The organism is Polaromonas jejuensis NBRC 106434 (assembly GCF_001598235.1).
Lineage (GTDB): Bacteria > Pseudomonadota > Gammaproteobacteria > Burkholderiales > Burkholderiaceae_C > Polaromonas > Polaromonas jejuensis.
Map to the genome: position 1 here is coordinate 209,864 of NZ_BCYO01000007.1, position 13,399 is coordinate 223,262.

Below are 13,399 nucleotides of genomic sequence, written 5' to 3' on the forward strand. Positions count from 1 at the left end.
CGGGATATCAGGCGGAGCGCGTGGCCACAACCGGCACTGGTTTTCTCTGGCGCAAGGCCAGGAAAAGTGCGGCGCCAATCAGCGTCGTGCCGGCCAGCAGGTAAAGCCCGGCGTTCGGCGATTCAAAGGCCTTCTCGGCCCAGGTCTTGACGTTGGGTGCGAAGAAACCACCCAGCGAGCCGATCGAGTTGATCAGTGCAATGCCACCGGCCGCCGCGGCGCCGCCGAGATAGGCCGTGGGAAAAGTCCAGAACAGGGGCTGCACGGCGATGAAGCCGGCGGCGGCAAAGCACAGCGCCACCAGCGACAGCAGCGGCGAGCCCGACGACACCGACAGCGCGATGCCCGCAGCGCAGACCACCAGCGTCGCGCAGGCCATGCCGGCATGCTGCTGCCGGCGCTCGGCCAGGCGGGGGATCAGGTAGACGGCGATCACGGCACAAATCCAGGGAATGGCGGTCACCAGGCCGACGTCGAAGCCAACCTTCTTGCCCAGCAGTGTCGCCACCTGTGTGGGCAGGTAAAACACGACGCCATAAACGCTCATCTGGATGATGAAATAAATCCCTGCCAGAAAGAGCACCCGGGTGTTGGTCAAGGCCGCCAGCACGCTGCGCGGTCCGTGCACGGCTTTGTACTGCTCTTCGCTGGCAATGGCATCGGCCAGCGTGGCGCGCTCGGCCGGGGTCAGCCACTTCGCGTCTTCGGGCCGGTTGTCCAGGTACCAGAAGGCCCAGATGCCGACGGCGCTGGCCAGCAGGCCTTCGACCAGGAACATCCATTGCCAGCCGTGCAGGCCGAATGCGCCCTGCATCTCCAGCAGGAGCCCAGACAAGGGGCTGCCAAAAATGAAGGCCAGCGGCGCCCCGAAGTAGAAGAGACCGATCACCCGGGTCCGCGCATGGACCGGAAACCACTTGGTCAGGAAATAGATCACGCCCGGGAAAAACCCGGCTTCTGCGACGCCGAGCAGAAAGCGCAATGCGTAGAACCAGGTTTCGCTGGTGACGAACATCAGCGCCGCCGAGACGAGCCCCCAGGTGACCATGATGCGGCACATCCAGATGCGGGCGCCGACGCGGTGCATGATGAGATTGCTGGGCACCTCGAACAGCGCATAACCGATAAAGAAGATGCCGGCGCCAAAGGCATAGGCCGCATTCGACACGCCGGTGTCAAGTTGAAAGGCCTGCTTGGCAAAGCCGATGTTGGCACGGTCCAGAAAGGCCAGCACATACATCAGCAGCAGAAATGGCACGAGCCGGCGAATGGCCTTGGCCGTGACCCGCTCGAGTTCGGGATGGGGATTGACGCTCATGAAATTAGTCTCCGGTTGTAGTTTGGCGGGTACGGCTCTGTGGCCGCTCCAGGCAGCAGCGCACGCCGGCCACGATGCCGGCGCCGCGCGGGGATTCAGCATCAGTAGGTAGCGCGCCCGCCGGACAGGTCGAACACCGCACCCGTGCTGAACGCACAGTCTTCCGAAGCCAGCCAGCCGATCAGCGACGCGGCTTCGTCGACCTGCAGGAAGCGGCCCATAGGGATTTTCGACAGCATGAAGTCGATGTGCTCCTGCTTCATCGAATCGAAGATCGCCGTCTTGGCCGCGGCAGGCGTGACGGCATTGACCAGCACCCCGGTCTTCGCCAGTTCCTTGGCCAGCGACTTCGTCAAGCCGATCAGGCCGGCCTTCGATGCGCTGTAGTGCGAAGCGTTGGGGTTACCCTCCTTGCCCGCCACCGATGCGATGTTGACGATGCGGCCGTAGCCCTGCTTGACCATGTGCGGCACGATGCTGCGGCTGGTGAGGAAAGGGCCGATGAGGTTGACCTCTATGACCCGTCGCCAGACTTCCGGCGCCAGCTCCCAGGTGGTGCCGTTGCCGCCGGTGATGCCTGCATTGTTGACAAGGATGTCGATGCGTCCGAGCGCGGCCAGCGTGGCCTGCGTGGCAGCCTCCACCGAGGCCTGGTCCGTCAGTTCGACCACCGCCGTAATGACCTTGCCTGAAGGCTTGAGCGTCTCGCGCGCCTGTTCAAGGCGTTGCGCATCGATATCCCACAAGGCAACCGCAGCGCCGGAGGCCAGCATTCTTTGCGCCGTCGCGTAGCCCATGCCCTGGGCGCCGCCGGTGATCACGGCCACGCGTTTGTTGAGATCGAGCTGGTTCATTTTGTCTCCTGAAAATTGGCGGGGATGGTTTTTTGTTGCTGCTCGCCGAGTCCGGCGATACCCAAACGCATGACCTGCCCGGCTGACAGGTAGACGGGTGATGGCTTCTGGCCCATGCCCACGCCGGGCGGTGTGCCGGTGGAGATCACGTCACCGGGCTGCAGGCTCATGAACTGGCTGATGTAGGAGACCAGCGTGGCCACGTCAAAAATCATGGTGCGGGTGTTGCCATCCTGGTAGCGCTTGCCATCGACTTCCAGCCACATGTCGAGGGCCTGCGGGTCGGGCACCTCGTCACGCGTGACCAGCCACGGACCCAAGGGGCCAAAGGTGTCGCAGCCTTTGCCTTTGTCCCACTGGCCGCCGCGCTCGAGCTGGTAGGCACGCTCGGACACGTCGTTGACGATGCAGTAGCCCGCCACATGGTCCAGCGCCCGCTCCCTGGAAACGTAGCGCGCAGTGCTTCCAATCACCACGCCGAGCTCTACCTCCCAGTCCACCTTCTGCGCACCGGGCGGAATCTCGACGTCATCGTTGGGGCCGACGATGGCGCTGGTGGCCTTCATGAACAGCACCGGCTCGGTGGGGATGGCCATGCCGGACTCCCTGGCATGGTCGGAATAGTTCAGCCCCACGCAGATCATCTTGCCCACGCCACCGACACAGGGCCCCAGGCGGGGTGAGCCATCGACCAGGGGGAGTGTCGAAGAATCGACTGCCGCCAGGCGTTCAAGCGAGGCAGTCCCCAGCGTCTCGCCGCGAATGTCCATCACATGGGCCGACAGGTCCCGCAGGCGGCCATCGCTGTCTATCATTCCCGGTTTTTCATCTCCCGCTTGGCCGTAGCGAACCAGCTTCATCATGTCTCCTTTGTCGTGATTGATGGGGAACTGTAAGATGCCAAGCCATACAATTCCAATTGAAAATTCATTCAAAGCATTTCCAAAATGGAATATCGAGAAATGACAGCAAACGCTGCACCGAGGCTGATCAACCGGCTGCGGCTCAAGCACTGGGCACTGCTGGCCGCGCTGGCCGAGACCCGGACGCTGCACGAAGCCGCCACACGCATCAGCGTCACGCAACCATCGGCGACCAAGATGCTGGCCGACATCGAGACCGCTTTTCAGTTCACGCTGTTTGAGCGCCACTCGCGCGGGCTGCGGCCCACACCACTGGGCGAAGAAGTGGTCGCCTATGCCCGGCAATCACAGGCCAGCCTGGCGCGCTTCATCGAGGGGCTGGAGGTCAAGCGGCGCGGCGGGCACGGGCAGCTGGTCATCGGCGCCATCATGGGCGCGGCGCCCGACCTGGTGGCGCGTGCCGTGGCGCAGATCAAACGCGAAAGACCCCTGCTCAACATCCGCATGGTTGGCGAGACGAGTGACCAGATCAGCACGTCGCTGGAGCGCCATGACATCGAGCTGGCCGTGGGCCGTTTTGCTTCGCTGCTGCAGCACAACCTGTTTGACTTCACGCCGCTGTCCAATGAAGTCATGCAGATGGTGGTGCGACGCGGACATGCGCTGGTGCGCCACAAGAAGCTGCAACTGGCGACGCTGATGGACTGGCCCTGGATACTGCAGCCGGTGACCAGCCCCGCGCGTCAGCTGCTCGAGGAAGAATTCGCCAAGGCCCGGCTGTCCACCCCGCCCAATGTCGTCGAATGCGCGTCGGTCTTCGCCACGCTGCAGCTCCTGCAAACCAGCGATGCCGTGGCGGCGCTGCCGGAGTCGGTCGTGCGCGACCATGTCAAGGCCGGCTTGTTGCGCGTACTGCCCGTCCCCATCGGCAGCGATCTGAAGGGCTTTGGGGTGCTGACGCGCAAGGGCGAAGCCCTGTCGGAGATCGCCGCCACATTCGTCGAGTTGCTGCACCGTTTCGCCGAACCGGCGACTGCGCCGCGCCGGACGCGAAAGCCGGCCGTCCGTGCTTGAAGCTTCAGCAGGGCCAGCCCCTGCGCTCAGGCAAGGGATGACGCTTAGGCTCGCCGCGACACCGGGTAGGCCTTGATCATCCACAGATACATGGCAGCGCCCATCACCAGGGTCGAAGCGGCGATCTCCAGCGACAGCGTAAAACCCTCGCCCGCGCTGCGGGTGTGCCGCAGCAGCAGCGCCACCAGCGGCGGGCCCAGAATCTGTCCCACCCCGTAAGTGGCCGAGAGCAGCCCCATGAAGCTGGCGGCGGTGGCGGGGCGCAGGCGGCGCACCTCCTGCATCGCAAAAAAGGTGATGGCGGTGAAGGGCAAACCCAGCAGCAGGCTGCCTATGGCAAAGCCGGCCAGACTGGGACTCCACAGGCTGGCGGCAATGCCGAGCGCCTGCAAAAAGTAGGCGCCTGCCAGAAAATAGCGGAAATCCTTGTTGTGCGGAAAGCGGGTGGCCAGCAAGGCGCCCAGCATGACGCCCAGGCCGAAGATGGGCCAGAACATGTCCAGCCAGGCGGAGCCGGGCAGCGCCGCCCGGGCAATCACCGGCAAAAAGGTGGCCGTGATGATGTAGCCGAACCCCGCCAGGCCGTAGGCCAGGACGAAAGCGCTGATTTCCGCCTGGCCGTGCGGTGATGGGATTTCAGCCGTACCCGCCGCGGCACCCGGCGCACGCGTGCCCAGTGGCGTCAAATGCTCATCCCGGCCCTGCAGCGTGCGCCACACCAGGGCCGTGAGGGCAAAGGCCAGCACGCCAAAGATCAGCCAGCCCGTGGCCGCGGTCCAGTGCCAGGCCACCATGCCGCTGGCAAACAGTCCGCTCATCACAATGCCTGCGCCGGGGCCCATATAGATGAAGCCGCCCATCGCCGGCACACCGAGCCTGGCCAGCCGCGACAAACACCACCCCGAGGTGTACACAAACACCACCGCGCTCGTCACCCCGGCCACAAAGCGCAGCCCGGGCCAGGCCGCAGAAAACTGCCAGGCCATGGCCAGCGTCAACACGCCGGTGGCCAGCAAGCCCGCACGCACCATAGCCGAATAGGCCAGCAAGGGAAGCCGGCGAAACCGGGCCCATAGCCAGGGCTGCAGCGAGCACAGCAAGGCACCCAGCATGTAGCCAAAGTAGTTGGCGCTGGCCAGCCAGCTGGCACCGGGCAGATCGATCACGCCATCGCTCAGCATCATGGGCAGCAGCGGCGTGAAGGCAAAGCGGCCTATGCCCATGGCCACGGCCAGTGACACCAGCCCCGCCAGTGCGATGGCCCAGGGGCCTGGCGTTTTTTTTGTTTTCTCGCGTGAGGTCATTGATGCACTACCCGCCTGTCCCGAAGATTCGGAGATGCCGCCATACGGCGGCGAAGCGCGCTGCGCTCATTGGAAAGTATCAAAGGTTTCGTCCAGCCGCCCGATAAGGCGCTGGCGCGTGGCCGCATCGATGAAGCTGGCCGCGAAACTGTTGCGCGCCAAGGTGTAGGCGTGCTGGCTGCTGAGCCCCGTCGCCGCAAAGGTCTGCGTGAAGTTCTCGTTCATATAGCCGCCAAAATAAGCCGGGTCATCCGAGTTGACGGTGGCCACCAGCCCGGCATCGAGCAGCTGGCGCAGGTTGTGGCTGGCCAGGTCGGGAAATACGCATAGCTTGAGGTTGGACAGCGGGCACACCGTGAGCGGAATGCGGTCAGCGGCCAGCCGCTGCATCAGCGCCGCGTCCCGGCCGGACTGCACGCCGTGGTCTATGCGCTCCACCTTGAGCAGGTCCAGCGCGGTCCAGACATAGGCCGGCGGCCCCTCTTCACCGGCATGTGCGACCCGATGCAGGCCCAGCTCGCGGCAGCGCGCAAACACCCGCGCAAACTTCTCGGGCGGGTTGCCCACTTCGCTGGAATCGAGGCCCACGCCAATGAACTTGTCGCGATAGGGCAAGGCCTGCTCCAGCGTTTCAAACGCATCCTCTTCGGAAAGATGGCGCAGGAAGCACAAGATCAATGACGCGCTGATGCCCAGCTCGGCCTGCGCATCTGCACAGGCCCGGTGTAAACCATGAATCACGGTTTCCATGCTCACGCCACGAGCCGTATGGGTCTGCGGGTCAAAAAACAGCTCGGCATGCACCACGTTATCTTGTGCCGCCTTCAGCAGGTAGGCCCGCGCCATGTCGTAAAAATCCTGCTCCTTCAGGAGCACGCTGGCGCCGGCGTAGTAAATGTCGAGAAAGCTCTGCAGGTTGGTGAAGGCGTAGGCGCGGCGAAGGTCCTCCACGCTGGCGTAGGGAATCTTCACGCCGTTGCGCGGCGCCAGCGCAAAGATCAGCTCGGGCTCCAGCGAGCCTTCTATGTGAATGTGCAGCTCGGCCTTGGGCATGCGCCTGAGCAGCTCGGGCAGGCGGTCGGCGGCAACGGGTTTGACCTTGCGCACGAAACTGGCAGAAGACATCAGCACACTCCAAAGTTAATACCGAGATTTTTGAGATGGCGGCGGTAGGCGGACGACGCCTTGTCCGCCGCCGTATGCAATTCTGCACGCAGGTCCAGCGGCAGGCGCTGCGGCCTCTGGGACTCCAGGACGGGCTTGTCCTGCATGAAGATGGTGTGCTGGAAATCGCGCAGCTTGTCGTCCGGCGACACAAAATCCGCCACCGCCAGGCGGAACCAGACCCGACTGTGCTCCGGCGTCATGGGGCTGATGAACATGGCAATCGACTCACGGTAACCATCAACAGACACCGTCGCCGCCTCCGGCACCTTGGTCAGCACCGCGCTATAGGGAGCGGTCACTTCATAGCTGTATTCCACCTGCGCCGGCGCAATCGAGTGGACGTTGGATTGCGGTTGCCAGGCCTTGCACCGGGTCGCCAGCAGGCCCGTGGGCGTCGCCTCGACGCGGTAGTCTTCGATCGCGCTGGCGCCGCGCATGCCGAGCCAGCCTTCGTGCACAAAGCCGAAATGCGACATGTCCAGAAAGTTCTCGACCAGACGCGGCGCACTGGTGGCCACGTCGTAAGGGCCGCAATTGAGCTTTCGCAGGCGGGCATCGGCTTCGGCGGCAAACGCGGGCAAGGCGGCCGAATCCGCGGCGTCGCCACCCGACAGGCGCACCCAGACCAGCCCATAAGCCTCCTGCGCCGCGTAAGTCCGCGCGCAATGCGCGGCGGGCGGCGTGAAGTTGGGCAAGGCCGGCACCTTGACGCACTGCCCCGAGGCGGCGAACTGCCAGCCGTGGTAGGGGCACTCCAGCTGCCCATTTTCGACACGCCCCAGAGACAGTTTGGCCCCGCGGTGCGGGCACTGGTCCGCCCACGCATGAACCGCTCCAGCCTCATCGCGCCACAGCACCACCTCATGCCCCAGCAAATGCGCGGCCAGCGGCTGCCCAGTGAGGCCGGTGGCCAGGGCAACGGGGTGCCAGATCGTTTCTTCAATCATCATTTCACCAATAAAAAGAGCTGCACCAAGGCAGCTCCCATCGCGCCACCCTGGGGCGGCGCGGCGATCAGGTCACGCCGCGGCGGCATGACCGTGGATCAGTTATTGCCCGGAACCTTGCCTTCCACGCCCTTGACGTAGGTTTTCAGGCCGCCCAGGAACTTGTCATCGGCGACCGTATCCTTGGCCACCAGCTCCTTGCCGGTGTTGTCCATGATCGGGCCTTTCCAGATGGCAAAGCTGCCGTCCTTCAGGCCGGCCTTGACTTCGTCAATGCGTTTTTTGGTTTCATCAGGCACGTCGGCGGCGATGGACACCAGGTCGATCGCGCCTTCCTTCACGCCCCACCAGGAGCCCGTGCCGCCGTTCCATTTGCCTTCCAGCACCTCACCCACGGACTTGACATAGTAAGGTCCCCAGTTGATCACGGCAGAAGCCAGGTGGGCTTTCGGACCGTAGGCGGTCATGTCGGAGTCCCAGCCGAAGGCGCGCTTGCCCATTTTTTCGGCGGTCTGCAGCACGGCCGACGAGTCGGTGTTCTGGAACAGCACATCGGCACCGCCATTGATCAGCGCCGTGGCAGCCTCGGTTTCCTTGGGCGGGTTGAACCACTCGTTGACCCAGACCACCTTGGTCTTGATCTTGGGGTTGACCGACTGGGCGCCCAGCGTGAAGCTGTTGATGTTGCGCACCACTTCAGGAATCGGCACCGAGCCGACCACGCCCAGCGTGCCCGACTTGCTCATCTTGCCCGCCACCACGCCGGCCATGTAGGCGCCTTCGTAGGTGCGGCTGTCATAGGTGCGCAGGTTCCCGGCGGTCTTGTAGCCGGTGGCATGCTCGAACTTGACCTCCTTGGTGTCATTGGCGACCTTGAGCATGGGCTCCATGTAGCCGAAGGTAGTGCCAAAGACCAGCTTGTTGCCCTGGCCGGCCAGGTCGCGGAGCACGCGCTCGGCATCGGCCGATTCAGGCACTTTTTCCACAAAGGTCGTGACCACCTTGTCGCCATAAGCGGCTTCAACCGCCTTGCGGCCGTTGTCGTGGGCAAAGGTCCAGCCACCGTCGCCCACCGGGCCGACATAGGCAAAAGCCACTTTCAGCGGCTCGGGCTTGGCCGGAGCCGCTGCCGCAGGAGCGGCTGCCGGTGCCGGAGCCGCCTCCTCTTTTTTGCCGCAACCCACCAGGGCGGCGGCCGCCACCGCGGAGAGTGCTGCCAGCTTGAGCAGGGAGCGTTTTTGCAGGTCAGTCATGTCATCTCGCTTTCGTTCAAGGGTCAAGGAATCGGTGCTGGAGGAAGAAAGTCAAATTATGCGACCCGAAACATCAGGCCCCGGGGTAAAACGGCTTGCCAATCGAGCTGGGCATGTTCACGCGTATCCACAGCGGGTTGCGCGAGATCAGCACCAGCACCACGATGGTGGCCAGGTAAGGCAGCATGGTCAAAAACTGGCTGGGCACATTCACGCCCAGACCCTGCAGATGGAACTGCAGCATGGTCACGCCGCCAAACAGGTAGGCACCCAGCAAGACCCGGGCCGGCCGCCAGGTGGCAAAGGTGGTGAGGGCCAGCGCAATCCAGCCTTTGCCGGCAATCATGCCCTCGACCCAGAGCGGCGTGTACACCACCGACACATAGGCCCCCGCCAAGCCGCACAGCGCCCCGCCCGCCACCACGGCCGCCAGCCGGATGCGCCGCACCGGATAGCCCAGCGCATGGGCCGACTCGGGGCTTTCGCCGACCGAGCGCAGCACCAGCCCCGCCCGCGTGCGGTATAAAAACCAGATCAGCGCCAGCGTCAATCCCATCGCGATATAGACCATGGGATGCTGGCGGAACAGCGCCGGGCCAAAGAAAGGAATATCACCCAGGAACGGAATGGGGTGCTGCGACTGCTCGGGCAGCTTTTCCTGCACGTACTTGATGCCCGCAAACGCCGAGAAGCCCGCGCCGAAAAGGCTCAGGGCCAGCCCGGTGGCGTACTGGTTGGTGTTGAGCCAGATCACCAGCACGCCGAAACCGGCGGCCAGCAACGCGCCCGCCGCCATGCCGGCCGCAAAGCCCAGCCAGCTGTTGCCGGTGTGCACCACGGTGGCAAAGCCGGCAATGGCGGCGCACAGCATCATGCCCTCGGCGCCCAGGTTCACGATGCCGGCTTTTTCGTTGATCAGCAGGCCCAGCGCGGCAATGACCAGCACGGTGCCGGCGCTCAGGGTCGCCGCCACCAGCAAAGCGGTGGAATCCATCAGTGCGCTCCTTTCACAGACGCCGCCATCGTGCTGACGCGCGATTTGAATATTTTGAGGCGGTAGGCAATCAGGGTGTCGCAGGCCAGCAGATTGAACAGCAGCAGGCCCTGGAACACGCCGGTGAGCGACTTGGGCAGGCCCAGGCGCGACTGTGCCAGCTCGCCGCCGATATAGAACATGCTCATCAGGAGGGCGGAAAACACCATGCCCACCGGATGCAGCCGCCCGACAAAGGCGACGATGATGGCGGCAAAACCGTAACCGGCCGGCACGTAGGGCGTGAGCTGGCCAATCGGGCCGGCCACCTCCAGCGCCCCGGCCAGACCCGCCGCCCCGCCGGACACCAGCAGCGCCACCCACAAGGCGCGGCGCGAGGAAAAGCCCGCGTAGCGTGCCGCGGCCGGCGCCAGGCCGCTGACCTCTTGCCGGAATCCGGCGTAGGTCCTGAACAGAAACAGCCACAGCCCGGCCACGCCGAGCAGGCCCAGCACAATGCCGATGTTGACGCGCGAGCCCTGCATCAGGCGCGGGATCTGGGTGACGGCCTCAAAGGTCTTGGTTTGCGGAAAGTTGTAGCCGTTGGGGTCTTTCCAGGGGCCAAACACCAGGTAGCTGAGCACCATGTCGGCCACATAGACCAGCATCAGGCTGACCAGAATCTCATTGGCATTGAAGCGGTCGCGCAGCAGCGCCGTGATACCGCCCCACGCCATGCCGCCCAGCACGCCGGCCAGCAAAACCACCGGCATGATCCAGGCCCCGGTGGTTTTGTCGGCCAGCAGGGCCACGCCACCGGCCGCGAGAGCGCCCATGACATATTGCCCTTCGGCGCCGATGTTCCAGACATTGGAGCGAAAGCACACGGCCAGGCCCAGCGCAATGATGAGCAGGGGCGTGGCCTTGACCAGCAGCTCGCCGAGCGCATACGGTGACTTGATGGGTTCCCAGAAAAACACCTGCAGGCCCTTGACCGGGTCCTTGCCCAGCGCCAGGAACAAGCCCATGCCGATCGCCACCGTGATCAACAGCGCCAGCAGGGGCGAAGCGTAGCTCCAGAAGGAGGAGGCCTGGGGCCGGACTTCAAGCTGCGGCATGTTGCACCTCCGATGCCTTGCCCGGCTGCGCCCACAGGCCACTCATCCACTGACCGACCAGCGCCACCGTGGCTTCCGCGCGCGGCAGCGAGGGCGAGAGCTGGCCCTTGGCCATCACATAGAGGCGATCGCAAATTTCAAACAGCTCTTCGAGCTCTTCGCTCACCACCAGCACGGCGCAGCCGGCGTCGCGCAGCTTGAGCAGCTCGCCGCGAATCTGCGTGGCCGCGCCCACGTCCACTCCCCAGGTGGGCTGCGAGACGATCAGCAGCGTCGGGGCCGCGTCGATTTCGCGGCCCATGATGAATTTCTGCAGGTTGCCGCCCGACAGGGACTTGGCCGCCGCCTGCGGCCCACCGGCCTTGACCTTGTAGCGTGCAATGATCTGCGCGGCCTGGGCCTGCAGCGCCCCGCCCTTCAGCCAGCCGCTGGTGCCCACGGCTTGCTTGCGCGTGAGCAGCAGGTTGCGGGCCAGCGACAGCGAAGGCACGGCGCCGCGCCCCAGGCGCTCTTCGGGCACAAAGTGCAGGCCCAGCGCACGCCGGCGGCCCGGACTCAGCTTGCCCGCCGCCTGGCCCCTGACGCTGATGGCCGCGGCGGCCGTCCGGGTATCCTCGCCCGACAGCGCATACAGCAACTCTTTCTGGCCGTTGCCCGAAACCCCGGCAATGCCCACCACCTCACCGGCACGCACCTGCAGTGCCACCTGGTGCAAATCGACGCCAAACTGCTCGTCCCGGGCCAGATCCAGCCGGTGCACGTCGAGCACCACCTCGCCCGCATGGGCCGCGCGGTGCTCCAGCGCCGGTGGCTCGGCCCCGATCATGAGGCGGCTCAGGGAGGCGTTGGACTCCTGGCGCGGATCGCATTCACCGGATACCTTTCCGCCGCGTAAAACGGTACAAGCGGTGCAGAGTGCGCGGATTTCATGCAGCTTGTGGCTGATGTACAGAATGCTGCAGCCCTGGCCGGCGAGCTGGCGCAAGGTGACAAACAGGTTCTCCACCGCCTGCGGCGTCAGCACCGAGGTCGGCTCGTCCAGGATCAAAAGCTTGGGATGGGTCAGCAGCGCCCGCACGATCTCCACGCGCTGGCGCTCGCCCACGCTCAGCGTGTGCACCGGCCGCGTCGGGTCCAGCTGCAGGCCATAGGCCTCGGTGGTCTGCATGATGCGCTGGGACACCTCGGCCAGACTCAGGCGCTTGCTCAGGCCGAGCCAGACGTTTTCGGCCACCGTCAGGGTGTCGAACAGGCTGAAGTGCTGGAACACCATGCTGATGCCCAGCGCCCGCGCCTCGTGCGGGTTGCGCACCACCACCGGCTGGCCGTCCACGGCCACGCTGCCGGCGTCGGGCTTGACCGCGCCGTAGATGATTTTCATCAGCGTGGACTTGCCGGCGCCGTTCTCGCCGAGCACGGCGTGAATTTCACCGGGCTGCACGGCCAGCGCGATCTCGCTGTTGGCCACCACGCCCGGGTAGCGCTTGGTGATGCCCGACAGCTGCAGCCGCAGCGGCGCGGCGGCGGGCTTGTCGGTCAGGGAGGAGAAAGCGGTCATGGTCTCTGGAATTCCGGAAATTTATGGTGTTTCAGGCTTCCTGCCCTTTATAAACGGGTACAGGCAGCTATTCTTTTCGGAGCATGGAGGCCACGGACTTGACCCGGTCACGCAGCCACCTGGCCGCATTGGACGCGTGGGTACGTTCGTGCCAGAGCTGGTAATACATCATGCGGGGAAATTCAATGGGGCAAGGCAGTATTTTCACCGCTAACCGGCCCGAAAAACGCTCGCAGTACTGGCGGCCGGTGGTCATCACCAGCAAGCTTGATGCCACCATGGAGGGCATCAGCCCAAAATGCGGGCAGCGCACCGTGATATTGCGCGCCAGACCCAGGCTGTCGAGGTGCTCGTCGATCACGCCCTTGGCACCCGGGTGCGTGGCCGTGGGCGCGATGTGCTCGGCCTCCAGCCAGCCCTGACGGTCCCAGCCACGGCGCACGGCCGGGTGGTTTTCGGCCACCAGGCACACCACCTCGTCGCCAAAGAGACGCGCCATGTGCAGATCGTCGGGCGGCGCCGCCCAATTGCCGATCACGATGTCCACCTGCCCCTGCGCCAGCTGGGCGCGGTAGTCGGATTCGGCCGACAGCGGATGGATTTCAACATGGCAATGCGGCGCCTGGCTCTTGATCTGTGCGACCAGCTGCGGCAAAAACAGGGGGTCGAGGTAATCGCTGGCCGCCAGGCGGAAAGTGGTCTGGGCCGTGGCGGGGTCAAAGCCCCGGGCATCGCTGAACAGCATGCCGGCCGCACGCAGGATGCTGGCCGAGGGTTCGATCATGCGCAGGCCGGCGTCTGTGGGCACCATGCCGGCGCCCGAACGCACCAGGATAGGATCACCCGCGAGACCGCGCAGGCGCTTGAGCGCCGCGCTGACGGCGGGTTGGTACATTCCCAGGCGGATGGCGGCGCGTGATACGCTGCGTTCGGTGAGCACGGTGTTCAAGACCCTGATGAGATGGAGGTC

The 13,399-nt window shown here is 64.8% G+C and carries 12 protein-coding genes; 1 reads left to right on the plus strand and 11 read right to left on the minus strand.

The genetic code is table 11. The features are described from left to right. Positions 1 to 7: 7 nt before the first annotated feature. The 3 genes from PJE01S_RS11285 to PJE01S_RS11295 form a co-directional block, all read right to left on the minus strand. The gene (locus PJE01S_RS11285; RefSeq protein WP_068833697.1) at positions 8 to 1,318 is read right to left on the minus strand and encodes an MFS transporter; all 1,311 of its coding nucleotides are present in this window, start codon (positions 1,316 to 1,318) and stop codon (positions 8 to 10) included. 101 nt (positions 1,319 to 1,419) lie between these two features. Further along, positions 1,420 to 2,172 carry an SDR family NAD(P)-dependent oxidoreductase gene (locus tag PJE01S_RS11290; RefSeq protein WP_068833698.1) on the minus strand — a complete coding sequence of 251 codons (753 nt, stop codon included), beginning with the start codon at positions 2,170 to 2,172 and terminating at the stop codon, positions 1,420 to 1,422. Further along, a complete protein-coding gene (locus PJE01S_RS11295; protein WP_068833699.1) occupies positions 2,169 to 3,032 on the minus strand; it encodes a fumarylacetoacetate hydrolase family protein in 864 nt (287 codons plus the stop codon). The genes PJE01S_RS11290 and PJE01S_RS11295 overlap by 4 nt, the downstream gene beginning before the upstream one ends. Before the next feature lie 87 nt (positions 3,033 to 3,119). Between PJE01S_RS11295 and PJE01S_RS11300 the strand changes: the two genes are divergently transcribed. Next, on the plus strand, positions 3,120 to 4,109 hold the full coding sequence (locus PJE01S_RS11300; RefSeq protein ID WP_068833700.1) for a LysR family transcriptional regulator: 990 nt from the start codon (positions 3,120 to 3,122) through the stop codon (positions 4,107 to 4,109). 44 nt (positions 4,110 to 4,153) lie between these two features. Here PJE01S_RS11300 and PJE01S_RS11305 read toward each other — a convergent pair whose 3' ends face one another. The 8 genes from PJE01S_RS11305 to PJE01S_RS11340 form a co-directional block, all read right to left on the minus strand. Continuing rightward, entirely contained in the window at positions 4,154 to 5,413 is a 1,260-nt protein-coding gene (locus PJE01S_RS11305) for a YbfB/YjiJ family MFS transporter (RefSeq protein ID WP_068833701.1), read from the minus strand. A 66-nt stretch (positions 5,414 to 5,479) separates the two neighbouring features. Continuing rightward, a complete protein-coding gene (locus PJE01S_RS11310; RefSeq protein WP_068833734.1) occupies positions 5,480 to 6,520 on the minus strand; it encodes an adenosine deaminase in 1,041 nt (346 codons plus the stop codon). Positions 6,521 to 6,537: 17 nt separating this feature from the next. Continuing rightward, the gene (locus tag PJE01S_RS11315) at positions 6,538 to 7,527 is read right to left on the minus strand and encodes an aromatic ring-hydroxylating dioxygenase subunit alpha (protein ID WP_068833735.1); all 990 of its coding nucleotides are present in this window, start codon (positions 7,525 to 7,527) and stop codon (positions 6,538 to 6,540) included. Positions 7,528 to 7,625: 98 nt separating this feature from the next. Continuing rightward, a complete protein-coding gene (locus tag PJE01S_RS11320; RefSeq protein WP_068833702.1) occupies positions 7,626 to 8,780 on the minus strand; it encodes a BMP family ABC transporter substrate-binding protein in 1,155 nt (384 codons plus the stop codon). A gap of 73 nt (positions 8,781 to 8,853) precedes the next feature. Next, a complete protein-coding gene (locus PJE01S_RS11325; RefSeq protein WP_068833703.1) occupies positions 8,854 to 9,774 on the minus strand; it encodes an ABC transporter permease in 921 nt (306 codons plus the stop codon). After that, on the minus strand, positions 9,774 to 10,871 hold the full coding sequence (locus PJE01S_RS11330; protein ID WP_068833704.1) for an ABC transporter permease: 1,098 nt from the start codon (positions 10,869 to 10,871) through the stop codon (positions 9,774 to 9,776). The genes PJE01S_RS11325 and PJE01S_RS11330 overlap by 1 nt, the downstream gene beginning before the upstream one ends. Further along, positions 10,858 to 12,429 carry an ABC transporter ATP-binding protein gene (locus PJE01S_RS11335; RefSeq protein WP_068833705.1) on the minus strand — a complete coding sequence of 524 codons (1,572 nt, stop codon included), beginning with the start codon at positions 12,427 to 12,429 and terminating at the stop codon, positions 10,858 to 10,860. Before PJE01S_RS11335 ends, PJE01S_RS11330 begins: the two co-directional genes overlap by 14 nt. Positions 12,430 to 12,496: 67 nt before the next feature. After that, the coding region (locus tag PJE01S_RS11340) for a LysR family transcriptional regulator (protein ID WP_068833736.1) at positions 12,497 to 13,399 on the minus strand (903 nt) is incomplete at its 5' end.